This window comes from Kocuria sp. cx-455, from assembly GCF_057707085.1.
In genome coordinates this window covers 640,639-662,200 of sequence record NZ_JBYIPM010000001.1, presented here as the reverse complement: position 1 = coordinate 662,200, position 21,562 = coordinate 640,639, and the positions used below count along the sequence as shown (strand labels likewise).

Here is a 21,562-nt window from a genome sequence, read left to right as displayed (position 1 = left end):
CCGCATCAGATCCACATGGCGGGATCGATGTAGGTGGCCGGGTCCACCAAGGGCTCCTGCTTCTCGGGCGTGCGCTGCCGGATCTTGCCGGGAATACCCGTCACAATGGAGTCCTCCGGGACGTCCTTGACGACCACGGCATTGGCGCCCACGGCGGAATCCGATCCGATCACCAGGGGGCCAAGGATCTTGGCGCCGGCGCCGATGGTGACACGGTCGCCCACGGTGGGGTGACGCTTGACCGGTTCCAGGGAACGGCCGCCCAGGGTCACGCCGTGATAAATCATGACGTCTTCGCCGATTTCAGCGGTTTCCCCGATCACCACACCCATCCCGTGATCAATGAAAAAACGCCGACCAATGGTGGCGCCGGGGTGGATTTCCACTCCGGTGGCCCACCGGGCAGCCTGGGACACCGTGCGGGCCAATAGGCGTTTATTGGGGTCCTGCCACAGCTTGTGTGAGAGCCGGTGCGCCCAAATGGCGTGAAGGCCCGAATAATTCAGCGCAATCTCGATGTTGGAGCGAGCGGCTGGATCATGGACGCGGGCGGTTTGGAGATCCTCCTTGAGTCTGCGCCAAAAGCTCACGTGTCAGTACCTCTTCTGCTCCGCCCCGTGTCCGGGGGCCCAATGATCTCGGGATGTCGGCCGACACCGGTGGTGCCGTCTGTGCCAACGCTATCGAACCTTCATGCTAGTCCCGCGCCCAGTGCCTCCTCGTGAAGCCACGGGGCCGGGCAGCAATGGCCTTTAAATCACGCGCGCGGCGGCGCCCCATGGGCCGCTCGCCGCGCGTGTGCTGTCAACTCATTCGCTGCGAGGGCGAATCAGCCGCGGATGTCTTCGTAGAGGATGGTGGAGATGTAGCGCTCGCCGAAGTCGCACACGATCGCCACGATCAGCTTGTCGCGGTTCTCTTCCTTTGCGGCTTCCTGGAGCGCGGCCCACACGATGGCCCCGGAAGAGATGCCGCCCAAGATACCCTCTCGCGATCCCAGTTCACGGGCGGTGGTCACGGAATCTTCCACGGTGACGTCGTACACGTCGTCGTAGATCTCGCGATCGAGGATCTCGGGAATGAAGTTCGCTCCGAGCCCCTGGATCTTGTGGGGACCGGCCTTGCCCTCGGTCAGCAGCGGGGAATCCGAGGGTTCCACGACAACCATGCGGATGTCCTGCTTCTGCTCGCGCAGGTACTTGCCGGCACCGGAAATGGTGCCCCCGGTGCCGATTCCGGCCACGAAGACGTCGATTTCACCGTTGGTGTCTTCCCAGATCTCCGGGCCGGTGGTGTTGTAGTGGACATCCACGTTGGCGGGGTTGGCGAACTGACGGGCCAGCACGGCGTTCTCGGTGGTGTCCACGATTTCCTGGGCCTTGTCCACCGCACCACGCATGCCATCCGCGCCCGGGGTGAGAACGATTTCCGCGCCGAAGGCCCGCAGCATCACACGACGCTCGGTGGACATGGTCTCGGGCATGGTCAGGATGACCTTGTAACCGCGGGCCGCACCCACCATGGCCAGGGCGATACCGGTATTACCGGAGGTGCCCTCCACCACGGTGCCGCCGGGCTTGAGCTCACCGGAGGCCTCTGCGGCGTCGATGATGGCCTTGCCGATCCGGTCCTTGACCGAGTTGGCCGGGTTGTAGAACTCGAGCTTGACGGCAACGTTGCCGGGAAGGTCCTTGTCCAAGTTGTTCAAGCGGACCAGGGGAGTGCCGCCCACGATGTCCGTGATGTTGTCATAAATCTTGCCCATGGATGTTTCTCCTGTCGTGGATTCGTGTCGGAACAAAACTATTTTTCAGCCTAGCGCCGGTGCCGGTGGCAGCTCAGTGGGTTAGCCACACAGCGTAATCTTTGCGGACCTTGGCCAACTTGGGGTTGATGATCACTTGGCAGTAACCGTTGAATGGTTGGTTCCCGTAAAAATCCTGGTGGAAATCTTCGGCCTCCCACAGCGGCTGGGGTTCTTCGATGGTCGTGACGATCGGGTCCTGGAACAGCGGCTGCGCCTTTGTGATTGCCTGCTCGAAGAGTGTCCGCTGTTGCTCGTTGGCGGGGAACATGGCGGAGCGGTACTGCGTGCCCACGTCGTAGCCCTGCCGGTTCAACGTGGTGGGATCGTGGCCGGTGAAGAACAGATCCAGGATCACCTCCGCGGGAACCACCTCGGGGTCGAATGTGACCACCACGGCTTCCGCGTGGCCCGTGGTGCCCGAGCACACCGATTCGTAATCAGGGTGTTCCGTCTGACCACCGGTGTACACGCTGCGGACGTTTTGCACGCCGCGAACGCGGCGATAGACCGCGTCCAAGCACCAGAAGCAACCGCCGGCGAGCACAAAGGTTTCTGTCGAGGAAGAACTCATAGTCCGTATAACACGCAAATCGCCGCACAATTCCCGAGCTGCCTGCGCTCTGCCCTCCTAGGATGGTCACATGACGTCCGAGGCCCAGGCACAGCACCGATCGACGCCCACACTCGCACAGGTGGTGGATGCCGCGGATTCCCTGTGGCCGTTCCGGCTCCAGGAGGACTGGGACGCCTCGGGGTTGATCACCGGTCGTCCTGATCAGCCGGTGCGACGCGTCCTTGTCGCGGTGGATCCGGTGGCCCCGGTCATAGCCGAGGCGCTGCAACGACAGGCCGATCTGGTGATCACCCACCACCCGCTGCTCTTGCGGGGTGCCACCTCCGTGGCGGCGGACGGGTTCAAGGGACAAGTGATTCACGACTTGATCGAGAACCGCTGCGCCCTGCTCGCGTGCCACACCAACGCGGACTCCGCTCGACGGGGCGTGTCCGACGCCTTGATTGCGGCCACCGGTGTCAATCCCGACGACGCAGTTCCGCTCGTTCCTGACGACACCTATCCAAACGCGGGGCTGGGGCGCGTGGGCGCCCTGCCCCGCAGCGTGAGCCTGCGAGAACTGGCCCAACGACTGACCACGAACCTGCCCGGCACCGCGCAGGGACTGCGCATCGCGGGGGACCCGGATCGGATGATCACCACCGTTGCCGTGTGCGGTGGTGCCGGCGATTCATTGTTCGACCGGGTCCGCGCCACGGGTGCGGACGTGTACATCACCGCGGACCTGCGCCACCACCTCGCCTCCGAAGCACGCGAGCACGCCCTGGGGCCCGGGGGCGATGGCACTCCTGCGCTGATCGACGCCGCGCACGCCGCAAGCGAGGCCCTGTGGCTTCCGTGGGGCGCCGAGGACCTGCAGCGAGCGCTGGCGGCCCGGGGATTCGACGTTGAGATATCCGTGAGTGATGTGCGCACCGACCCGTGGGATTTCCGGGTGGCGTCACCCAACTCCGATCCAACGCCGCACCACATCACGGGAGAGAGCTCATGACCGAACAGCAGGCCGCCTTGACCGCGCTCCTGGACCTCCAAGCCGTGGACTCCGAACTGCACGCCATCATGGTCAAAGCCAAGTCCCTGCGGGAATCCGCGCACGTGAGAGCACTGTTGGCCCGCCGCGCCCAGGCCATCGAGGCGGCCAAGCAGCTGGATGCCCGGGGCAGGGAGGCCGCGAACGCCGTCGACGCCGCGGAAACCACGGTGCGGGAGATTCAGGTCAAGATCGACCGGGACACCGAGCGGCTCAACCACGGTGGTACGGCCAAAGATCTCATGGGGATCCAACACGAGATCGATACGCTCACCACGCAGCGTGGCGAAGCGGAGGACGCCCAGTACCAGGCCATGGAGCACGCCGAAGCGGTGGCGGCGGACCGAGAACAGAAACTTCCACTGTTGCGCGCGGCAGACGCCCAGGCCCGAGATGCCGTGACCGAGCGGGATCAGGCGTTGGCCGAGTTGAAGGAACGCCACGGGGAGCTCACGGCGCAACGACCCGAACGGGTGAGCGCGGTGGGCCACGAGAGCCTCGTCGCGCGCTACGACTCATTGCGCAACGCCCGCGGGGGCGGGCGGATCGCCGTCGCCCGTTTCGAGCGCGAAACGTGCGGGGCGTGCGGCACGCACATGAGCCCGGGGGACGCGCAGTCGATCCGCAATGCTCCCGCCGGAACCATTCCCACGTGCATCGAATGCTCCGCACTTCTGGTCCGCTGAGAAGACCGCGGCGTTCGGCGCGGTAGGATCGACGCTGGACAGGCGGGCCGGGTGACCGCGCGGCGCACCGCAAGGCGCGTCTCGAGGAAAGTCCGGGCTCCACAGAGCTGGATGGTGGGTAACGCCCACTCGGGGAAACCCGCAGGAAAGTGCCACAGAAAATAAACCGCCCGCCTCGCGCGGGTCAGGGTGAAAAGGTGGTGTAAGAGACCACCAGCGTGCCGGGTGACCGGCGCGGCTCGGTAAACCCCATCCGGAGCAAGGCCATGCAGGGCGCGTTCGAGGGCTGCTCGTCCGAGTGCCCGGGTAGGCTGCTTGAGCCGTGCGGCAACGCGCGGCCTAGATGGATGGTCACCACCGCGGTTCGGGTAACCGGCCGCGGCACAGAACCCGGCTCATAGGCCCGCCTGTCCCCTAGACTTCTGGGGTGCTGATTCTGCTGCCCCCGTCCGAGTCCAAGACCGCTCCCGTCTCCGGCGCCCCGGTTGCCCGAGGCGCACTCAGCTTCCCGGAACTGACCGAGGACCGGGAGCATTTGGTCGCCACACTGGCGCACGTGAGCGCCCAGGAGAACGCGCTCGCGGTGCTGGGTGTGGGGCAGTCCTTGGCGGAGGACGTCGCTCGCAACCGTGAGCTTCTCACTGCGCCGTCCGGCCCGGCGCTGTCCGTCTACTCCGGAGTGCTGTACGACGCCCTGGACGCGGCCTCGCTCTCCGACGCGGCCCGCGCGGTGGCGGATCGTTCACTCGTGGTGATCTCCGCCCTGTGGGGCGCCGTGCGGCCCGGCGATCGCATTCCCGCCTACCGATTGTCAATGGGAACGGATCTGCCCCGGCACGGAAAGCTCACCACGTGGTGGAAACCCCGCTTGTTCCCGGTGTTGGATCAGGCGGCAGCCGGCCGGGTGGTGGTGGATTGCCGTTCGGCCGCATACGTCGCCGCGTGGAAGCCGCCGGCCATTCGAACCGTCGCCGTGCGAGTCGAACAGCTCAACGAGGCCGGGAAGCGCTCAGTGGTCTCCCACAACGCAAAACACACCCGGGGTCTGGTGGCGCGGTTCTTGTGTGAACATGTGGCCGCGCACGGAAATCTCGAGACCGTCGAGGCCGTCCGTGACGCCCTCGCTCAGCGCTGGACGGTCGAGCTCACCGAGCCCACGGCGCGCAAAGCCGGAACACTCACCGTCGTCCTGGACCCGCCCACCCGGTGAAGCCCACGGGACGCGCTCACTCGACACTGCGCCCGCCCGCGTCCGCAACGGTGCGCGGGCCCGCGCCAAACGGGCCATGGGTGACTGACCGGCCGGCACCGTGCTGGTCGGATGTCAGTGTCCGAACGGGTCTTCGTCCTCGCCCGGCAGCCAGGTCGAGTCGTCGGACCACTGTTCCTGCTTGATGGCCTTCTTGGCCTTCTTGCCCCACTTGGTGTTGAGCCGGTCCACGTAGAGCTTGCCGTCCAGATGGTCGTACTCGTGCTGCATGACCCGGGCGAACCAGCCATTAGCTTCGAAGGCGAAGGGGTCGCCGTTCTCGTCCTGACCCGCTATGCGGATCCACTCGGCACGCTTGAGCGGCCACGAGTAGCCGGGAACCGAGAGGCAGCCCTCGGATTCCTCATCCGGATCCGGGGCCACTTGGGAAATCTTGCCCGCGGTCAGTACCGGGTTGACGATCACACCGCGCGCAGCGACGTCGTCATCGTTGTCGAAAGCGTAGGTGAAGATGCGCAACCCCACCCCGATCTGAGGTGCCGCGAGCCCCACCCCGTGGGCCTCGTCCATGGTCTCGTACATGTCCGTAATCAGCGCGCGCAGCTCGTCGTTGAATTCGGAGACCTTCGCTGCGGGACGGTGCAGCACCGGGTTCCCGGTAATGACGATGGGGCGAATGGCCATGTTGTGGTTCCTCACACGGTGCTGTCGGGGCTGATGATCCGCAGGCCAATATAGCGCGTGACACGTGATGTCGCGGGTGCGTCGTGGGCACCGCTAATATTAAGCCTGCTGCATATCCTCCCCCTGAGGGGTGTGGCGCCAGATTCACGGTGCGGGATGAACTGACCGATGGATCACAACACCGAATGTACTGAATTGAAGGGGGCATGCCCGAGTGAGGGTCGCGTCAGCACCGCACGGCCACGTGTATATCCAACACCTGACGGACCCAGAAAACCCTGGCACTGTGTACCGCCTGCCCGATCCAACCCCGGAACGATCGGTTCCCGGCGCGCCCTGGTGGCCCCTGGTCATGTTGAATGTGGAGTGGGTCAATGACCACGCCCACGAATTCGACGTTTTTCATTTGCATTTCGGCTTCGACGCCGTGCCGCCGGCGGAACTCCAACGCATCGTTGCCGCCCTCCACGCCAACGGCAAACCGCTTGTCTACACGGTTCATGACCTGCGCAACCCGCATCAGACGGATCCTTCGATCCAGGACGCCGCACTGAATGTCTTGATCCCCGCGGCGGATCAACTCATCACGCTCACGACGGGGGCGGCGCAGCAGATCAAGCGCCGCTGGGGCCGCGACGCCACCGTGGTTCCGCACCCGCACGTGGTGCCGCTGGAGATACTGGACCGCCCGCGTCCGCGGCACACGACCGTTACGGTCGGATTGCACCTGAAGAGTATGCGCACCAACATGAATCCGCTGCCCGTCCTGCGGACCCTGCTGGCCGAGATCCGTGACCGTGACATGAATCTGCTCATCGACGTCCACCCGGACGTGCTCACCCCAGGAATGCCACACCACAACCACGAAGTGTGCGACCTTCTGGACCACGCGCGTGATCGGGAGGACGTGCGCATCCACGTCCACGATTTCTACACGGACGACCAGCTGTGGGATTACCTCATGGGCGTGGATCTGTCCGTCCTCGCGTACCGGTTCGGTACTCATTCCGGGTGGCTCGAAGCTTGCTACGATCTGGGCACGCGCGTGCTGGCCCCGTCGGTAGGGTTTTATCACCAGCAGCATCCGGGGGTTCTGAAATTTGATTGGGATGACCACGGGCAACCGGACGCAGAGCAGATTGCGGCCGCACTCGACGGGTTAGCCTCCTTACCGCCGTGGCGAACCACGCGCTCGGAACGTACTCGACAACGGCAGAACATCGCGCGAGAACACTCGCGGATCTATCACGCGGCAACGGCGGGGAGGTCATCGTGAAAATTGCTTTGTTGGCCCATGACCGCTTCCCCATTGCGGTTCCCTTCGCGGGTGGCCTTGAATCGTTCACCTGGTACCTGGCCAAGGGGCTTCGGGAACGCGGGATCGACGTGGTGGTTTTCGCCGCGCCCGGAAGTGATCCGGAACTGGGGGCCGAGGAACTGGCCGTCAAACCGGTCTCCCTCAGTGAGCAGGCGCGCGGCGACGTCTCGATGCCGCCGGAGGGCCAAGTGCGCGAGACCATTTCCTATCTGCAGGTCATGACGGCCTTGGCTGAGCGTGATGACATCGATGTGGTGCACAACAATTCCCTGCACTACCTGCCGATCGCCATGGCCCACTCACTCCAGCAGCCCCTCCTGACCACGTTGCACACGCCCAATACACCGTGGATGGAGCCGGCGCTGCGACTGAGTCCCTCGGTACGGACCGCGGCCGTGAGCTCGTCGATCGCGCACATGTGGCGCGATGTGACGGATGCGCGGGTGATTCCGAACGGCGTGGACCTTGATCGTTGGTCGCTGGGCCCCGGAGGGGACTCGCTGGTGTGGTCCGGCAGGATCGTGCCCGAAAAGGCTCCCCACATCGCCGCGCGGATTGCCCGTGAAGCGGGACGGAAACTGCGCATCGCCGGGCCCCTGTCCAGCCACGAGTACTTCGAAACCCACTTGAAGCCGTTGCTGTCGGAGGACATCACCTACGCGGGTCACTTGGAACCCGATGAGCTGCATCAGCTGGTCTCCCACAGTGCCGCGTGCCTGGTGACGCCGCAATGGGAGGAACCCTACGGTCTGGTCGCCGCGGAGAGCATGGCGTGCGGTACCCCGGTACTGGCAATTGCGCGCGGTGGTTTGGCGGAAGTGGTGCGTCCCCCGGGCGGGTTGTCGATTCTTCCCGAGGCCACCGACGAACGCACGGTCGCCACCGCCGCGCGCGCCTTGGACGGAGTGCTCGCCCTGGATCGTTGCGCGGTGCGTGAGCATGCACGCGCCCACTGTTCACTGGACGCCACCGTTGATCGGTACGTGGACTACTACCGGGAGCTGGTCGGGCAGTGATCGGCTACTACATCCATCATCAGGGGCTGGGTCATCGCACCCGAGCGCTGGGCATTGCGCGGGAGCTGAGCGTGCCCGTGGCGGGGTTCAGTTCATTGGAGGCGCCGCAGGGTTGGCCCGGTGACTGGTGCGTGTTGCCCATGGATGTTCCCCGGTCACCGGTGGATCCTACGGCCAACGGTGTGCTGCACTGGGCGCCCCTCGATCACGCGGGGTACCGCGAACGCATGCGTCTGATGGCCGAGCGGCTGGGGTCGGATGTGTCCGTCATGGTCACGGACACCTCCGCGGAGGTGACACTTCTGGCTCGGCTCCTGGGGGTTCGTACCGTGGTCATGGCCATGCGGGGGAACCGCACGGATCGCACGCACCGTGACGCTTACGACGCCGCCTCCCTCATCGTCGCGCCGTGGACCGCGGAAACGGCGGAGGAGTACTGGCCACGCGCGTGGACCGACAAAACAGTGTTCACCGGAGCCATCTCGCGTTTCGACCACCTCGCGACCACGTCGGCGGGGCGTGCCGCCGACGCCGCCGGGCCGAGTTCGCCCCGCAAGGTTCTGGTTGTCTGGGGCGGGGGAGGCACCGAGGTGACGGAACAGGACATTGACCGAGCCCGGCTGGCGAGCCCCGAGTGGGAGTGGACCGTTCGCGCACCCGGAAACCCCTCGCCCGATCTGTGGGCTGAGTTGCGGGACGCGGACGTGGTGGTGACCCACGGTGGTAACAACGCGGTGGCCGAACTGTCTGCGGCGGCCCGGCCCGCGGTGGTGATTGCTCAGCCCCGGCCCTTCGACGAACAACACGCGACCGTCCGAGCACTCAAGAACGCGGAAGTGTGCACCGCTCTCGAAGATTGGCCGGAGGCGGCGCAGTGGCCCACGCTGTTGCGCACTGCGCTGGCCCGCGGCAACTCCGGATGGTCCCGGTGGCGCCACGGAGACGGTGCACGCCGCGCCGCGCAGGCCATTGCGCGTCTCGACAGTGGGGTGATGACGTGCGGATCGCTTTGATCACCATTGTCAGCGGCCGCCACGCGCACCTACGCAGACAGCTCGCTTGGGTGTCCGCAATGGACCCGCAGCCGCACGTCCACGTGGTGGTCAGCATGGGTGACCCCGAGATCGCGGATCTGGTGGCCGGGAACGGGCGCGGCGTCGTCATCAGTATGGAACCCACCCGGGAACTACCGCTGGCCGCGGCGCGAAACGCCGGGGTGGCCGCAGCCGGCGAGCTGGGCGCCGATGCCGTGGTCCTGCTGGACGTGGATTGTCTGCCCGATCAACATCTGATCGGCGATTACGAACGAGCGCTGCTCAAGACCCGATCCGAAACGGCCGTGATCAGTGGCCGTGTCAAATACCTGCCCGAGGGCATGGGCGAGCACGAATACACCCCCCAGCGAGTGGCCGAGCTCGGTCGGGATCACGATGCGCGAGTGATACCTCAGGGTTCAGCCCTGGCGGAGGCGGATCCCCACATGCTGTGGTCCCTCAACATTGCCGCCACGGTCGGGACCTGGAACCGAGTTGGCGGGTTCGACGAGTCCTACGTGGGCTACGGGGGAGAGGACACGGATTTCGGGCAGCGGCTCGCCGCGGCCGGAGGGAGCATGTGGTGGAGCGGGCTGGCCTGCGCCTACCATCAGTACCACCCCACCGTCACGCCCCCGGTGCAGCACGCCGCATCGATAGCGCGCAATGCCAACATCTTCCGCGGCAAATGGGGGTTCGACCCCATGGAAGGCTGGTTGCAGCACATGCTCGGGTCCGGGCACCTGACGCGAGAGGGAGGGCAGTGGCGCGCCTCGGCCCGCCCTCGATAGCACTTAGGGATCAGCTGCCACTAAAGTCAACGGTGTGACCGAACTGCATGCTCCGATTTCGTTAGCCCTTGTCAATGACTACCCGGTGGTGACGCAAGGCATCGCACGGATGCTCGAGAACGTTGACCGACTCAAGGTCGTGGAACGGGCATCGGGGGAGAATCCTAGTCATGTCGTGGACCTGGTGCTCTATGATGCCTTTGCCGCTCGTGGCCGCGGTGAGCACGACGTGGTGCGGCTTCTCGAGGATGAACGCAACCGGAAACTGGTCGTCTACACGTGGCACGTGTCCGAAGCGCAGGTGCAGCAAGCACTCGACCTCGGTATCGACGGCTACTTGTCCAAGGAACTCGGCGCCCGTGAACTCGCCGATGCGCTGATCCGGATCCACGAGGGCGAACGCGTGGTCGAGCCGAAACCGGTGCCAGAAAATATTGAAATTGCGGATTGGCCCGGCCGCGGCGCCGGGTTGTCCCCGCGCGAAGCGGAAGTTGTCGCCCTGATCACTCAGGGTGCGACCAACGATGAGATCGCCCGCACGTGCTACCTGAGCATCAACTCCGTCAAGTCCTACATCCGTTCCGCGTACCGAAAAATGGGTGTGGAGCGGCGCAGTCAAGCGGTGCTGTGGGGCGTGCAGAACGGGATGCAGCCCAAAGCCACCACAACGGAATGCACCCCCTGAGGTGGTAGAACCACTCCGGTGGGCGCGGCAGACTAGTCATATGACTGATCAATTTGCCGCAGACAAAGCCGCTCGTGAACTCGCCGGAGAGGAGGGCGGGTTCCCCACTCAGGAACAGGCCCCTCCGGGGCTGACCACGGACATGAATCCCGTTCCGGACCACGGTGAGCAGAGCTGGGTCGGGCGAGGCCGCCTCGAAGGCCTGAAGGCCTTGGTCACCGGTGGAGATTCGGGCATCGGCCGCGCCGTGGCCATTGCCTTCGCGCGTGAGGGCGCGGACGTGGCCATCAATTATCTGGCGGAGGAACAGTCCGACGCCGAGGACACCAAGCAGTGGATCGAGAAGGCCGGTCGTCAGGCTGTGCTTCTCCCCGCAGATCTCCGGGACGAACAGGCCGCTCGCGGTGTCGTGGATGATGCCGCATCTCAGCTGGGTGGTTTGGACGTTCTGGTCAACAACGCCGGATTCCAGTGGGCCCGCCGCGACGGCGGTCTGCAGGGTCTGAAGACCGAGGAAATGGACCGTGTCTTCAAGACCAACCTGTACGCCCTGTTCTGGGTGTCCCAGCAGGCGCTGAAGTATTTGAAGGACGGTTCGAGCATCATCAACGTGAGCTCGATTCAGGCCTACGACCCGTCCGAGAACTTGATCGATTACGCCTCCACCAAGGCAGCGATCAACAACTTCACGGTCAACCTGGCCAGTGAGGTCGGTGAGAAGGGTATTCGTGTCAATGCGGTGGCGCCCGGTCCGATCTGGACCCCGTTGCAGCCCGCCACCAAGGCCGGCGAGTCGATGCCCGCTTTCGGCGGCGACACCGCCCTGGGGCGCGCGGGTCAGCCCTCCGAGATGGCCGGTGCCTTCGTGTTCCTCGCCAGCCCGGCGGAGGCCTCCTACGTGTCCGGCACCGTTATCGGTGTCACCGGAGGTAAGCCGGTGTTCTGATCCGGGCCGGTGTTCATCCGGCGGTCACTTTCGGGTCATATCGTGCGATCACGGTCACCTTTCCTGGGCGGCCGTGATCGCCTTTTCACGTCTGGAGTGACCACACCGATGACCACCACCGGTGACCTGCAGCGCAAGCTGGGCCTCGGGGATGCCGTGGCCATCGGCCTCGGGTCCATGATCGGGGCGGGGGGTTTCGCAGCCTTCGCGCCCGCAGCGACGGCGGCCGGGCCGGGACTGCTGATCGGTCTGGCCATTGCCGCGGTGGTCGCCTATTGCAATGCCACGTCATCCGCGCAACTCGCTGTGCGGTACCCGGCCTCCGGCCGGGCAGATGCGTCCCGTTTGACCGGCACCGTCGCCCCCGCCGGGTTCTGCGGGATTCTCCAGTCCGCGGGCCTCTTGTTCTTCGCCTTTGCCGGCTACGCCCGGAGCGCGACCATGGGAGAGGAAGTGCGCTCCCTGTCCCGCACCATTCCGCGAGCAATTCTGATTGCACTGTTCGGCGCTCTCGCGGTCTACGGGGTCATCGCGGTGGCCGCTCTCTCGACCCTGGGCGCCGGTCGTCTTGCTGCTACGACGACGCCGCTCGCGGACGTCGCCGCGGCCGGAGGCTGGGAGTGGACGGGCGTCGTCGTCCGCATCGGAGCGGCTGCTGCCGCGCTGGGCGCGCTGCTGTGCCTGGTGCTCGTGGTAACGCTGCCGATCGGGTCCATAGTCGGGTCAATCGTCGTGGTGGCCGTGGGGGTGCTGTATCGAGTCGTCCTGGTGCGCCGGAGGCATTCACGGGCAAAGGGGTGACGGTGACTCACGAGACGGTGAGGACGGGTCGAAAATGCTGTCCTCGTTTGCTACTTTGAGCAGCGGAGCCCGCCTTCGGGGCTCGCGGACGAGGGAGCAGTACCCGCACCACGACAAGACTGACTCAGAAAGATGCACGTCATGGCGTGGTTCATACTCATTTTGTCCGGCACGCTCGAGGCCGTCTGGGCGGCGGCTCTGGGAGCGTCGCACGGATTCAAACGTAAAATTCCCACCCTCATTTTCCTGGTGAGTCTCACCCTGAGCATGACCGGTCTCGCGTGGGCCATGACCTCACTTCCCACCGGCACCGCCTACGCGGTGTGGGTGGGGATTGGCGCAACGCTCACCGTGCTGTGGGGCTTCGTGAGGGGCTATGAGCGTCCCACCTTCGCGCGGGTGCTCTTGCTCGTGCTACTCGTCAGCTCCGTGATCGGCCTGAAGGTGGTGAGCTGAATGCCATGGATCGTGCTTTTGATCAGCGCCGTGTTCGAGGCCGTCTGGGCAACCGCCCTCGGTGAATCCAGCGGTTTGAGTGAGCTCACCCCCACCCTCGTGTTCTTCGCCGGACTCGCCATGAGCATGGCGGGACTCGGCTGGGCCGCCAAGCATATTCCCATTGGTACCGCCTACGCAGTGTGGACCGGCGTAGGGGCAGCCCTCACGGTGATCTACGCCATGGCCACCGGAACAGAAAGCGTCTCGGTCGGGAAGATCATTTTCATCTCGGGCATTATCGCGGCGGTGGTCGGCCTCAAACTGGTCCCCAGTCAACCTGGTAAGGCCCTTGATACCGCAGATGGGATTGGCCCCCCGGAAACTGGCTGACCCATCCGTGAACCCGGTGCCTCGTCGAATCCGGAAGGCACCGGGTTCTTCAACGCTTGGATGCGGGCATCATCCGCGTTCGTTGTTCTTGCGTGCGGCCTTGGATCCCAGGACGGTGAGCACCTTCACGACCTTGGAATTCAGAGCCGAGGCGGCCTCCCTGCCCTCGCGGAGCCCGGACTGATCCGGGCGTGCCCCGGGAAGTAGTCGGTTGGCCAATCCCATGGCGCGGGTGGTCAGGCCGGGCGCAAGGCCGTGGACCCGCTGGGCGACCTTGGGCAACCAGCCGACCAGCACGGTGGGTTTGCCCGCCAACACGCCGTCCACGATGATCCGGGCCGCGCGGTCCGCGTTCATGGAAAGTACGGGCAAGGACGCCGCCGGAGCGAACCACGCGTACTCCTTGGCCGACTGACCCGTGAAGAAGGCCCTCTCATGGGAACCGGTGCGCATGAGGCCGGGAGCAATGGTGGTGGCGGTGACTCCGGAACCGGACAGGGCCACAGCGAGTCCCTCGCTGAAACCCACTGCGCCGAACTTGGCGGTGGCGTAGGGGAGGAGATGGGGAGGAGAGACCAGCCCACCCACTGAGGCGACGGTCCCGATGTGACCGGAGCGTCGCTGCCGCATGCCGGGCAACACCGACAACGCACAGTGAATGGGGCCGTACGTCATGGTGTCGATGGCGTCTTTGAAGTGTTCCTCGGTGACCGCTTCGAGCGGGCCGGTCTGAATAATGCCGGCAACGGTGATGAGGACCTCCACGGGACCCAGGTCCTGCTCCATCTGGTGAACCAGGCGCTTCACGGCGTCCGCATCGCGAACGTCGCAGACGTAGTCCTTGACGGTTCCGTGGGATGACAGCCGCTCCTTCGCGCGCGTGAGCTCATCGTGATCACGAGCGGCAATGGCTACGGCGTAGCCCCGATTCAGGAGTTCGCGGCTGACCAGGAGGCCAAGCCCCCGTGACCCGCCGGGTACCAGTGCAATCTTCAGCGTGCTTACCATCCGTCCAGTTTACGGGAGGGTGGCCGGGTCGACCGGACGATTTCCCGAGAATCGCCGTGAATTACCGCGCGGTGATTGCAATGCGGTCCTTTCATCAGTTAACTGATGGTTATGCGTGCACTCACATGGCAAGGACTCGGCGACGTCCGAGTTGAATCAGTACCTGATCCCGTCATCGAGCATCCCAAGGATGCGATTGTGCGGGTCACGTCCACGGCAATTTGCGGCTCGGACCTGCATCTCTACGGAGTGTTGGGTCCGTACATGTCACCCGGTGACGTACTCGGTCACGAGTTCATGGGCATCGTGGAGGAGGTGGGGGAGCAGGTCACCAACCTCAAGCCGGGAGATCGAGTGGTGGTTCCCTTCACCATTGGCTGCGGTTCCTGCTGGATGTGCGATCGCGGGCTGTATGCGCAGTGTGAGACCACTCAGGTGAAGTCCAAGAACATGGGCTCCATGCTGTTCGGGTTCTCGTCACTCTACGGTTCCGTTCCGGGTGGTCAGGCCGAGATGGTGCGCGTACCGCACGCCGATTTCGGGCCGGTCAAACTTCCCGAAACCCACTCCGACGAGCGCTTTCTCTACCTCAGCGACATCCTCCCCACCGCCTGGCAGGGCGTGAAATGGGCTAATGTCGGCCCGGGTGACACCCTGGCCGTCATGGGCCTGGGGCCGGTGGGGCAAATGGCCGTTCGCTCCGCCAAGCAGATGGGCGTTGATCGCATCATTGGCGTGGATCTCGTGGATGAGCGCCTCGAACTGGCCAAGTCATGGGGTGTGGAAACAGTGGATCGGCGCACCGTCAAGGACGTTGCCGCCACGCTGCAGGAGATGACGGACGGCAGGGGACCGGACGGCGTCGTCGATGCCGTGGGGATGGAAGCGCACGGTAACCCGATCTCGGAGAAGATCGTTGCCGGTGTCGCCAGACTGCCCAAGCCGCTGGGTCGTGCGGCAATTGAGAATGTCGGTATCGACCGGCTCGAAGTTCTGCACACCGCGATCAATGCGGTGCGACGGGGCGGCACCGTGTCGTTGTCGGGCGTGTACGGAGGCATGGCGGACCCCATGCCCATGATGACCATGTTCGACAAGGGCATCACCATGCGCATGGGCCAGTGCCACGTGAAGCATTGGACCGATGACCTGCTGGCCATTGCCTCCGAACCCGATGACACCCTGGGCCTGGAAACTTTTGCGACCCACCACGTGTCCCTGGAGGATGCGCCCGAGGCCTACAAGATGTTCCAGGAGAAGAGTGACGGCTGCATCAAGGTGGTGCTCAAGCCGTAATCGAAGTTGGTTCCCCCGGGGGCGGCCGGTACGGGCTGGATGGCGAACAGTCACTCCGTAGTGGCCGCCCTTCATCATGCCGGAGGTGACATACCGCGGGGCGTCGTCCGGGGCGCGAGCAGTTCTGCGGCGTTGTCTGAACACTGCGCACAAAAAATGAGGCCCCCTGCCGGATCACATGACTGATCTAGCACGGGGGCCTCGTTGATTCGGGGTGAACGACGGGGGTTGAACCCGCGACCTCCTGGACCACAACCAGGCGCTCTGCCAACTGAGCTACGCCCACCATGTAACCCGTCACGAGGTGGAACACCTGCGCGGGCAACGACGACCACTATAGCGCAAAGTTTGCGTTAACTCCGCATCGGGCACGCGGTACCGCGGAGGGGGGTCAGGAGTTTCCGGATCGCGTGCGGGAAGCGTTGATTAACGCTGCGACCTTGCGGGCGTCGTCGGAGCTGGGGCCGGGCTCTGCGGCGAACAGGATCCGCCGGTAGTAGCGCAGTTCGTCAATGGAATCTTCGATGTCGCCCAGGGCTCGGTGGTTGCCGGTCTTTTCCGGTGCCTGGAAGTAGGCGCGGGGGAACCAGCGGCGCGCGAGCTCCTTAATGGTGGACACATCGATCACGCGATAATGCAGGTGGTCCACCAGGTTGGGCATGTCGCGTGTCAGGAAGGTCTTGTCCGTTCCCACGGAATTACCGCCCAGGGGGGCCTTGCGGGGCTCGGGAACCCATTCCTTGATGTACTCGAGGACCTGGGCCTCGGCCTCTTCCATCCCCAGACCCTGGGGCAGCTCGGGCAACAACCCGGACGTCACGTGCATGTTCCGCACGAAATCATTCATCTGCTCCAGCGCGGCATCGGAGGGTTTAATGACAACGTCCACTCCGTTGCCCAGGACGTTCAGGTCATCGTCCGTCACGAGCGCTGCCACCTCGATCAAGGCGTCGTCGGACAGGGACAGCCCTGTCATCTCGCAGTCGATCCACACGATTCTCTGATTAGAAATAGACACGTCCTCTAACTTACCGCGCCGGGGCTTCCGGCGCGTGCTCCTCGCGCATCGCGATAGGATTCAGGCCGACGCCGTTGCGGGACCATTCGTGGGTTTGCCTGAGCGGCGGCGTCGTAGGGTGAGAGAAATTATTGGGCGACGGGAAATCCGGAGGCAACGCGGTGCAGAGCAACCCCAAGGCTGCCGGCCACGCCGATTCCGCCCCGCACCCGGGCACCGTGCTGGCCACCCGGCAAGGGTCGGCCTACGCCTCGCAGTCACCGCTGCGCACCGTGATCATGGGAACCATTGGTTCGATCATGGTGCTGGTGGGTTCGCTGGGGGTGGGGTGGCTTGCGAGTATTTCCCCCTTGCGTCAGAACCCGCTCATCATCTGGATGCGTTACGAGACCGGCGGCGTGGTGTTGTCCATCCTGCTGCTGGCCATCGGCAGCATGATCCTGGTCCGCGAATGGCTGAGGCTCGGTCAGAAGCTCAACAAATGGGGTCCGGGAACGGGCAGGTGGGTGCTGGCCGCCATCACGGCGTGGTCCGCGCCCATGCTCTTCACCGTGCCGCTGTTCAGTCGCGATGTGTACTCCTACATCGGACAGGGCCGGGTGATGCAGAGTGGTCTCAATCCCTACGAGCACGGCGTCTCCACGATCGAAAACTTCTTCCAGCTGGGAGCCGACCAACTGTGGGCGGAATCCCCGCCCCCCTACGGGCCCGTGTTCCTGTGGCTTGAACAGCTGGTGGTGCTGATCACCAACTCCAGTCCCGACGCTTCCGTTTTGCTGTTCCGAGCGATGTGCGTGGTCTCCGTGATCGCGTGCATGTGGGTGATTCCGCGGCTGGCGCGGCTGCACGGCGTCAACCCCGCCCGGGCCCTTTGGCTATCGGTGGCCAATCCGCTGTTCCTGACCAATTTCATAGCGGCCGTGCACAACGACGCGATCATGGTGGCCCTCGCCCTGTTCGGGATTTACCTAGCGGCGATCCAGCGCAATTGGAAGGGCGGTCTGATCGGTGCCACCCTGGTGACGCTGTCCATCGGTATCAAACCCATTACGTTGGTGTTCCTGCCCTTCATCGGGCTGCTGTGGGCCGGCCGTGGTGCCTCGTGGCCGCGTCGATTCCTGATCTGGTTCCTCACCCTCGCGTATTCGTTGGCGCTACTGGGAATCATGGGATTGATCAATGGATTCGGCTTCGGATGGGTCGCGGCGATGACCACCCCCGGCAGCGTGTTCATTTGGTATGCGCCCATTGGCTTGATCGGGTTCCTGGCCATGATCGTGGGGGATTCCCTCACCTCCAACGGCCGGGTCTGGATGGATGTGGTGCACACCATGGGCACGGTCCTGTCCGCGCTGATCGTGCTGGTGCTGATGTTCGTGGGCAGGGACGCCAAAATCTTCCGCCGGCTCGCGTGGGCCTTCGCCGCGCTCGTGCTGTTGGCCCCTATGATCCAGGCCTGGTACGTGGTGTGGTTGATCCCGCTGTTCGCGATCACGGGCATCCGCAGTGACTGGCAGATCGATGTGCTCTTCTTCCTCACGGCGTTCTTCACGGTTTACGCCGTGGCCGATCAACTCGACGTGTTCCCTTATCTCGACCTGAGCTTGCTTGCCGCGCGTGTGATATCGGCGATCGCCTCGCTGACCTTCGGGGTGTACCTCTGGTTCTTCGATCCGGCGACCAGGCGGCTGTTCCGCCCCCGTTACCGCGCGGACATGAGCACCACGATCATTTAGCCGGTTCGCACAAGGGCCCCGACCAACTCACGTTGATCGGGGCCCGCACGCTCACTGGTGGGACAGCGAATCACACACCGTAGTAGAGCTCGAACTCCAGCGGGTGGGGTACCAGCGCGAGCGGCTTGAGCTCGTTCTCACGCTTGTACTCGATCCAGGTCTCAATGAGATCCTCGGTGAACACGTCGCCGGCGAGCAGGAACTCGTGGTCCTCCTCCAGCGCCTGCAAGGCTTCCTCGAGGGTACCCGGGGCCTTCTTGATGTCCTTGGCCTCCTCCGGGGGAAGCTCGTAGAGATCCTTGTCGATCGGATCCGCGGGCTCGATACGGTTGCGGATACCGTCCAGGCCGGCCATCAGCTGAGCGGCGAACGCCAGGTAGGGGTTGCAGGAGGGGTCCGGTGCTCGGAACTCAAGGCGCTTGGCCTTGGGGTTGGTCCCGGTGATGGGGATCCGGATGCCGGCGGAGCGGTTGCCCTGCGAGTACACCATGTTGACCGGCGCCTCGTAGCCCTTGACCAGGCGACGGTAGGAGTTGACCGTGGGGTTGGTGAACGCCAGCACTGCGGAGGAGTGCTCCAGCAGACCGCCGATGTACCAGCGCGCCACGTCGGACAGACCCGCATAACCCTTTTCGTCGTAGAACAGGGGCTCGCCGCCCTTCCACAGAGACTGGTGGCAGTGCATACCGGAGCCGTTGTCGTTGTAGACCGGTTTGGGCATGAACGTGACGGTCTTGCCGAACATCTCCGCGGTGTTCTTGATGACGTACTTGAACTTCAGCAGATCATCCGCGGCGGCGGTCAGGGTGGAGAAACGGTAGTTGATCTCGGCCTGGCCGGCGGCGCCCACCTCGTGGTGGGAACGCTCTACGAACAAACCGACGTCATCCAGGGCAACGCACATGGCGTCACGCAGGTCGGCTTGCTTGTCCACGGGGGACACCGGGAAATAACCGCCCTTGGTGTGGGTCTTGTTGGCCAGGTTGCCGCCCTCTTCCTTGCGGCCGGAATTCCACGGAGCCTCTTCAGAATCGATCTTGTAGAAGGTGCTCTCCGGAGAAACCTGGAAGCGAGCGTCGTCGAAAACGAAGAACTCGGCCTCTGAAGCGAAATTTGCGGTATCCGCAATGCCGGTGGAGTTCAGGTAGGCCTCGGCACGTTCGGCCACGCCGCGGGGGTCGCGGTGGTAAGGCTCACCGGTGCGCGGGTTCACGATGGAGCAGGTGACCACCAGGGTCTTCTCCACGCGGTAGGGGTCCACAAAGGCTGAGGTGGGGTCCGGAATCAGCTGCATGTCCGATTCAGCAATTCCCTGGAAGCCTCGGATGGAGGAACCGTCGAACAACTGTCCGTCGGTGAAGAAATCGTTGTCCACCGACTTGGCGGGCAGATTGAAGTGCTGCTGCACGCCCGGCATGTCGGTGAATCGGAGGTCGACGAAGACGACTTCCTCATCCTTGATGTAGGCGAGGACTTCCTCGGCTGACTGGAACATGGACCTGTTCTCCTTCTGTATGGGCGTCCCGATCAGCGACAGTGCCACTTTCGGCAAGTGACCACCGCGCTCGGTTCTGATGTCCATCCTAAGAACCTGGCGTTGCCCGTCCGTGACATCAATGTTTCGGCCGTGTAACGCATGCCTCGGAAACGCCGGAACACAGCTGACCTGATGTCTTGGACAACACCGACCGGTCGGTACCTCATCAGTTTACTGGCCATGACCGAGGAAGACCTGAAGGGCGGATAGGCTGAGTGCATGATTTCACGGCAGGATCTGGGTTCTTGGCTCGAGGGCGGCCCCTCACGCACTCATCAGTATCCGGGGGAGCGACTGGGGCGGCCCATAACCGGCCCGGCCTCCGTGGCGCGATTCGTTCCCCGGTTCTTCGGGCTGTGCATCGACTGGCTCCTGGCCATGGTGCTTGCCAATATGTTCTTGGCCCAGTGGAACCAGAACGGGCTCATGAATCTCGCGGTGCTGTTCGCGCTCAACGTGCTGATGGTGGGAGCCTTCGGCCGCACCATTGGCCACTGGATCATGGGACTGCAGGTACAGACCATGAATGGCCGCCCTGCCGGTTTCGGCAAGGCGGCCATTCGCTCAGTATTGCTGTGCCTGGTGATCCCCGCGGTCGTTTACGACCAGGACCAGCGCGGACTCCATGATCGGGCCGTGGGAACCATTCTGGTGAGGGTCCGCTGATCACCACACGCTGAAGGATCAGCGCCCGCGCATGGCCTTGCGGTCCGGGCGGGCCCTCATGGGGTCAACACCCTTGGGAATGGGCAAGCGGTTCTGCAGGGTATTCAGCCGCTTGTACACCACGTGCACTTCCTGCTTGGTCAGGGTCTTGTCGAGTTTCCTCACGTGCTTGGCCAGTTTGCTCAGCGGTACCTGGTTCTCGCCGTTGCCGGACTTGATCACGTGAATCGGGACGTTCTGGATCACGGGGCCGATGCGGCGGCGTTCCTTCTTGACCAACTTGTCCACGCGATTGACCGGACCCTCGGTCACGAACACCACGCCGGGGCGTCCCACCAGGCGGAACAGCAGGTCCTTGGACTTGGGATCCATCGCGGCCGGTTCTTCCTCGATGATCCAGCCGCGTTTCAGGGTCGACAGGGCCGCGCCGGCCGCGCCGGGCTGGCCTTCGATGCGCGCGAAGGCGGCTCGTTCGGCTCGTCTCGACAACAGGATCACCGCGGCGAGAACACCGAACGGAATGCCGATGAGCAACCACGTGAGCCAGTTGCCCAGCAGCACGCCGATGAGCAGGAACACCAGCAGCACCCCAAGACCCAGCAGGATCATCCAGAGCAGGATGTTCGGCTCCCGCTCCTTGGTCATCTGGAAGACTTGCTTCATCTGAGCAAAGATGCCCGGGCCCTTCGCCGCTTTCCGCTTGCGCTTGTCCTGGCGCTTACGTTCGCGCTCGGCCGCGCGGGCAGTGGATGAGGTGCTAGGTGACACGTTTGTTCCTCGCGATTGCTGATAGGAGATCGCGGCCATTCTAACCGTTGGTGCGCTCGTAGGAGGCGCTCCCTGGCCGCGCAGGACACAGAACGACGACGCCGCCCGGCCGGGCGGCGTCGT

23 protein-coding genes, 1 tRNA gene, 1 other RNA gene and 1 riboswitch are annotated in these 21,562 nt (G+C 64.3%); of the genes, 16 read left to right on the top strand and 9 right to left on the bottom strand.

The genetic code is table 11. From position 1 onward, the window contains the following. Positions 1-5 precede the first annotated feature (5 nt). The 3 genes from epsC to msrA form a co-directional block, all read right to left on the bottom strand. A complete protein-coding gene (gene epsC / locus AC3ENJ_RS03025; RefSeq protein WP_190807647.1) occupies positions 6-590 on the bottom strand; it encodes a serine O-acetyltransferase EpsC in 585 nt (194 codons plus the stop codon). A gap of 239 nt (positions 591-829) precedes the next feature. Next, positions 830-1,765 (bottom strand): cysteine synthase A, encoded by a 936-nt coding sequence (gene cysK, locus AC3ENJ_RS03020; RefSeq protein ID WP_190782355.1) that lies wholly within the window; start codon positions 1,763-1,765, stop codon positions 830-832. Positions 1,766-1,838: 73 nt separating this feature from the next. Next, entirely contained in the window at positions 1,839-2,378 is a 540-nt protein-coding gene (gene msrA, locus AC3ENJ_RS03015) for a peptide-methionine (S)-S-oxide reductase MsrA (protein WP_190782354.1), read from the bottom strand. A gap of 70 nt (positions 2,379-2,448) precedes the next feature. Between msrA and AC3ENJ_RS03010 the strand changes: the two genes are divergently transcribed. From AC3ENJ_RS03010 to AC3ENJ_RS02995, 4 genes are all read left to right on the top strand, one after another. Next, on the top strand, positions 2,449-3,372 hold the full coding sequence (locus tag AC3ENJ_RS03010; protein WP_431813021.1) for a Nif3-like dinuclear metal center hexameric protein: 924 nt from the start codon (positions 2,449-2,451) through the stop codon (positions 3,370-3,372). Continuing rightward, positions 3,369-4,097 carry a zinc ribbon domain-containing protein gene (locus AC3ENJ_RS03005; RefSeq protein WP_431813020.1) on the top strand — a complete coding sequence of 243 codons (729 nt, stop codon included), beginning with the start codon at positions 3,369-3,371 and terminating at the stop codon, positions 4,095-4,097. Before AC3ENJ_RS03010 ends, AC3ENJ_RS03005 begins: the two co-directional genes overlap by 4 nt. Positions 4,098-4,136: 39 nt before the next feature. Beyond that, positions 4,137-4,511: RNase P RNA component class A (gene rnpB / locus AC3ENJ_RS03000), an RNA gene on the top strand. A 13-nt stretch (positions 4,512-4,524) separates the two neighbouring features. Next, positions 4,525-5,307: a YaaA family protein gene (locus AC3ENJ_RS02995; protein WP_431813019.1), complete on the top strand. Its 783-nt coding sequence runs from the start codon at positions 4,525-4,527 to the stop codon at positions 5,305-5,307. 114 nt (positions 5,308-5,421) lie between these two features. Here the strand turns inward: AC3ENJ_RS02995 and def are convergent, their stop codons facing one another. Then, entirely contained in the window at positions 5,422-5,991 is a 570-nt protein-coding gene (def, locus tag AC3ENJ_RS02990) for a peptide deformylase (protein WP_431813018.1), read from the bottom strand. Positions 5,992-6,277: 286 nt separating this feature from the next. Between def and AC3ENJ_RS02985 the strand changes: the two genes are divergently transcribed. From AC3ENJ_RS02985 to AC3ENJ_RS02945, 9 genes are all read left to right on the top strand, one after another. Next, a complete protein-coding gene (locus AC3ENJ_RS02985; RefSeq protein WP_431813017.1) occupies positions 6,278-7,267 on the top strand; it encodes a hypothetical protein in 990 nt (329 codons plus the stop codon). Then, a complete protein-coding gene (locus AC3ENJ_RS02980; protein WP_431813016.1) occupies positions 7,264-8,325 on the top strand; it encodes a glycosyltransferase family 4 protein in 1,062 nt (353 codons plus the stop codon). Before AC3ENJ_RS02985 ends, AC3ENJ_RS02980 begins: the two co-directional genes overlap by 4 nt. Next, positions 8,322-9,338, top strand: a complete 1,017-nt coding sequence (locus tag AC3ENJ_RS02975) for a glycosyltransferase (protein WP_431813015.1) — start codon at positions 8,322-8,324, stop codon at positions 9,336-9,338. Before AC3ENJ_RS02980 ends, AC3ENJ_RS02975 begins: the two co-directional genes overlap by 4 nt. Continuing rightward, a complete protein-coding gene (locus tag AC3ENJ_RS02970; RefSeq protein WP_431813014.1) occupies positions 9,323-10,150 on the top strand; it encodes a glycosyltransferase family 2 protein in 828 nt (275 codons plus the stop codon). Before AC3ENJ_RS02975 ends, AC3ENJ_RS02970 begins: the two co-directional genes overlap by 16 nt. Positions 10,151-10,184: 34 nt before the next feature. Further along, a complete protein-coding gene (locus AC3ENJ_RS02965; protein WP_431813013.1) occupies positions 10,185-10,835 on the top strand; it encodes a response regulator transcription factor in 651 nt (216 codons plus the stop codon). A 40-nt stretch (positions 10,836-10,875) separates the two neighbouring features. Continuing rightward, positions 10,876-11,781 carry an SDR family oxidoreductase gene (locus AC3ENJ_RS02960; RefSeq protein WP_190782345.1) on the top strand — a complete coding sequence of 302 codons (906 nt, stop codon included), beginning with the start codon at positions 10,876-10,878 and terminating at the stop codon, positions 11,779-11,781. Between the two features lie 108 nt (positions 11,782-11,889). Continuing rightward, on the top strand, positions 11,890-12,582 hold the full coding sequence (locus tag AC3ENJ_RS02955; RefSeq protein WP_431813012.1) for an APC family permease: 693 nt from the start codon (positions 11,890-11,892) through the stop codon (positions 12,580-12,582). A 62-nt stretch (positions 12,583-12,644) separates the two neighbouring features. Next, positions 12,645-12,711: riboswitch (guanidine-III (ykkC-III) riboswitch) on the top strand. A 12-nt stretch (positions 12,712-12,723) separates the two neighbouring features. Next, complete coding sequence (locus AC3ENJ_RS02950) at positions 12,724-13,038, top strand: DMT family transporter (protein ID WP_431813011.1); 315 nt, start codon at positions 12,724-12,726, stop codon at positions 13,036-13,038. Continuing rightward, the gene (locus AC3ENJ_RS02945; protein ID WP_190782342.1) at positions 13,039-13,410 is read left to right on the top strand and encodes a DMT family transporter; all 372 of its coding nucleotides are present in this window, start codon (positions 13,039-13,041) and stop codon (positions 13,408-13,410) included. Positions 13,411-13,479: 69 nt separating this feature from the next. Here AC3ENJ_RS02945 and AC3ENJ_RS02940 read toward each other — a convergent pair whose 3' ends face one another. Then, positions 13,480-14,418, bottom strand: a complete 939-nt coding sequence (locus AC3ENJ_RS02940) for an SDR family NAD(P)-dependent oxidoreductase (RefSeq protein WP_431813010.1) — start codon at positions 14,416-14,418, stop codon at positions 13,480-13,482. Positions 14,419-14,529: 111 nt separating this feature from the next. Here AC3ENJ_RS02940 and AC3ENJ_RS02935 point away from each other — a divergent pair, with 111 nt between their 5' ends. Next, positions 14,530-15,714, top strand: coding sequence for a zinc-dependent alcohol dehydrogenase (locus AC3ENJ_RS02935; protein WP_190782340.1), 1,185 nt, complete (start codon positions 14,530-14,532; stop codon positions 15,712-15,714). Between the two features lie 213 nt (positions 15,715-15,927). Here the strand turns inward: AC3ENJ_RS02935 and AC3ENJ_RS02930 are convergent. Beyond that, a tRNA-His gene (locus AC3ENJ_RS02930) sits at positions 15,928-16,000 on the bottom strand. Between the two features lie 105 nt (positions 16,001-16,105). Next, complete coding sequence (gene orn, locus AC3ENJ_RS02925) at positions 16,106-16,732, bottom strand: oligoribonuclease (protein ID WP_431813009.1); 627 nt, start codon at positions 16,730-16,732, stop codon at positions 16,106-16,108. A 161-nt stretch (positions 16,733-16,893) separates the two neighbouring features. Here orn and mptB point away from each other — a divergent pair, with 161 nt between their 5' ends. Further along, positions 16,894-18,468, top strand: coding sequence for a polyprenol phosphomannose-dependent alpha 1,6 mannosyltransferase MptB (mptB, locus tag AC3ENJ_RS02920; RefSeq protein ID WP_431813008.1), 1,575 nt, complete (start codon positions 16,894-16,896; stop codon positions 18,466-18,468). 70 nt (positions 18,469-18,538) lie between these two features. On the opposite strand, the gene glnA is transcribed toward mptB, so the two are convergent. Further along, a complete protein-coding gene (gene glnA, locus AC3ENJ_RS02915; protein ID WP_306786982.1) occupies positions 18,539-20,050 on the bottom strand; it encodes a type I glutamate--ammonia ligase in 1,512 nt (503 codons plus the stop codon). A gap of 174 nt (positions 20,051-20,224) precedes the next feature. On the opposite strand from glnA, the gene AC3ENJ_RS02910 reads away from it, so the two are divergent. Next, a complete protein-coding gene (locus AC3ENJ_RS02910; protein ID WP_431813007.1) occupies positions 20,225-20,671 on the top strand; it encodes an RDD family protein in 447 nt (148 codons plus the stop codon). A gap of 18 nt (positions 20,672-20,689) precedes the next feature. On the opposite strand, the gene AC3ENJ_RS02905 is transcribed toward AC3ENJ_RS02910, so the two are convergent. Continuing rightward, positions 20,690-21,439: a DUF4191 domain-containing protein gene (locus tag AC3ENJ_RS02905; RefSeq protein WP_431813006.1), complete on the bottom strand. Its 750-nt coding sequence runs from the start codon at positions 21,437-21,439 to the stop codon at positions 20,690-20,692. Positions 21,440-21,562 lie beyond the last annotated feature (123 nt).

What these genes read in the sequence shown, in the direction of transcription:
- AC3ENJ_RS02960 (WP_190782345.1), top strand. Translation starts at nt 10,876, where the DNA reads ATGACTGATCAATTTGCCGCAGACAAAGCCGCTCGTGAACTCGCCGGA.
- AC3ENJ_RS02950 (WP_431813011.1), top strand. Translation starts at nt 12,724, where the DNA reads ATGGCGTGGTTCATACTCATTTTGTCCGGCACGCTCGAGGCCGTCTGG.
- cysK (WP_190782355.1), bottom strand. Translation starts at nt 1,765, where the DNA reads ATGGGCAAGATTTATGACAACATCACGGACATCGTGGGCGGCACTCCC.
- AC3ENJ_RS03010 (WP_431813021.1), top strand. Translation starts at nt 2,449, where the DNA reads ATGACGTCCGAGGCCCAGGCACAGCACCGATCGACGCCCACACTCGCA.
- AC3ENJ_RS02935 (WP_190782340.1), top strand. Translation starts at nt 14,530, where the DNA reads ATGCGTGCACTCACATGGCAAGGACTCGGCGACGTCCGAGTTGAATCA.
- msrA (WP_190782354.1), bottom strand. Translation starts at nt 2,378, where the DNA reads ATGAGTTCTTCCTCGACAGAAACCTTTGTGCTCGCCGGCGGTTGCTTC.
- AC3ENJ_RS02945 (WP_190782342.1), top strand. Translation starts at nt 13,039, where the DNA reads ATGCCATGGATCGTGCTTTTGATCAGCGCCGTGTTCGAGGCCGTCTGG.
- AC3ENJ_RS03005 (WP_431813020.1), top strand. Translation starts at nt 3,369, where the DNA reads ATGACCGAACAGCAGGCCGCCTTGACCGCGCTCCTGGACCTCCAAGCC.
- AC3ENJ_RS02955 (WP_431813012.1), top strand. Translation starts at nt 11,890, where the DNA reads ATGACCACCACCGGTGACCTGCAGCGCAAGCTGGGCCTCGGGGATGCC.
- AC3ENJ_RS02940 (WP_431813010.1), bottom strand. Translation starts at nt 14,418, where the DNA reads ATGGTAAGCACGCTGAAGATTGCACTGGTACCCGGCGGGTCACGGGGG.
- def (WP_431813018.1), bottom strand. Translation starts at nt 5,991, where the DNA reads ATGGCCATTCGCCCCATCGTCATTACCGGGAACCCGGTGCTGCACCGT.
- AC3ENJ_RS02910 (WP_431813007.1), top strand. Translation starts at nt 20,225, where the DNA reads ATGATTTCACGGCAGGATCTGGGTTCTTGGCTCGAGGGCGGCCCCTCA.
- glnA (WP_306786982.1), bottom strand. Translation starts at nt 20,050, where the DNA reads ATGGACATCAGAACCGAGCGCGGTGGTCACTTGCCGAAAGTGGCACTG.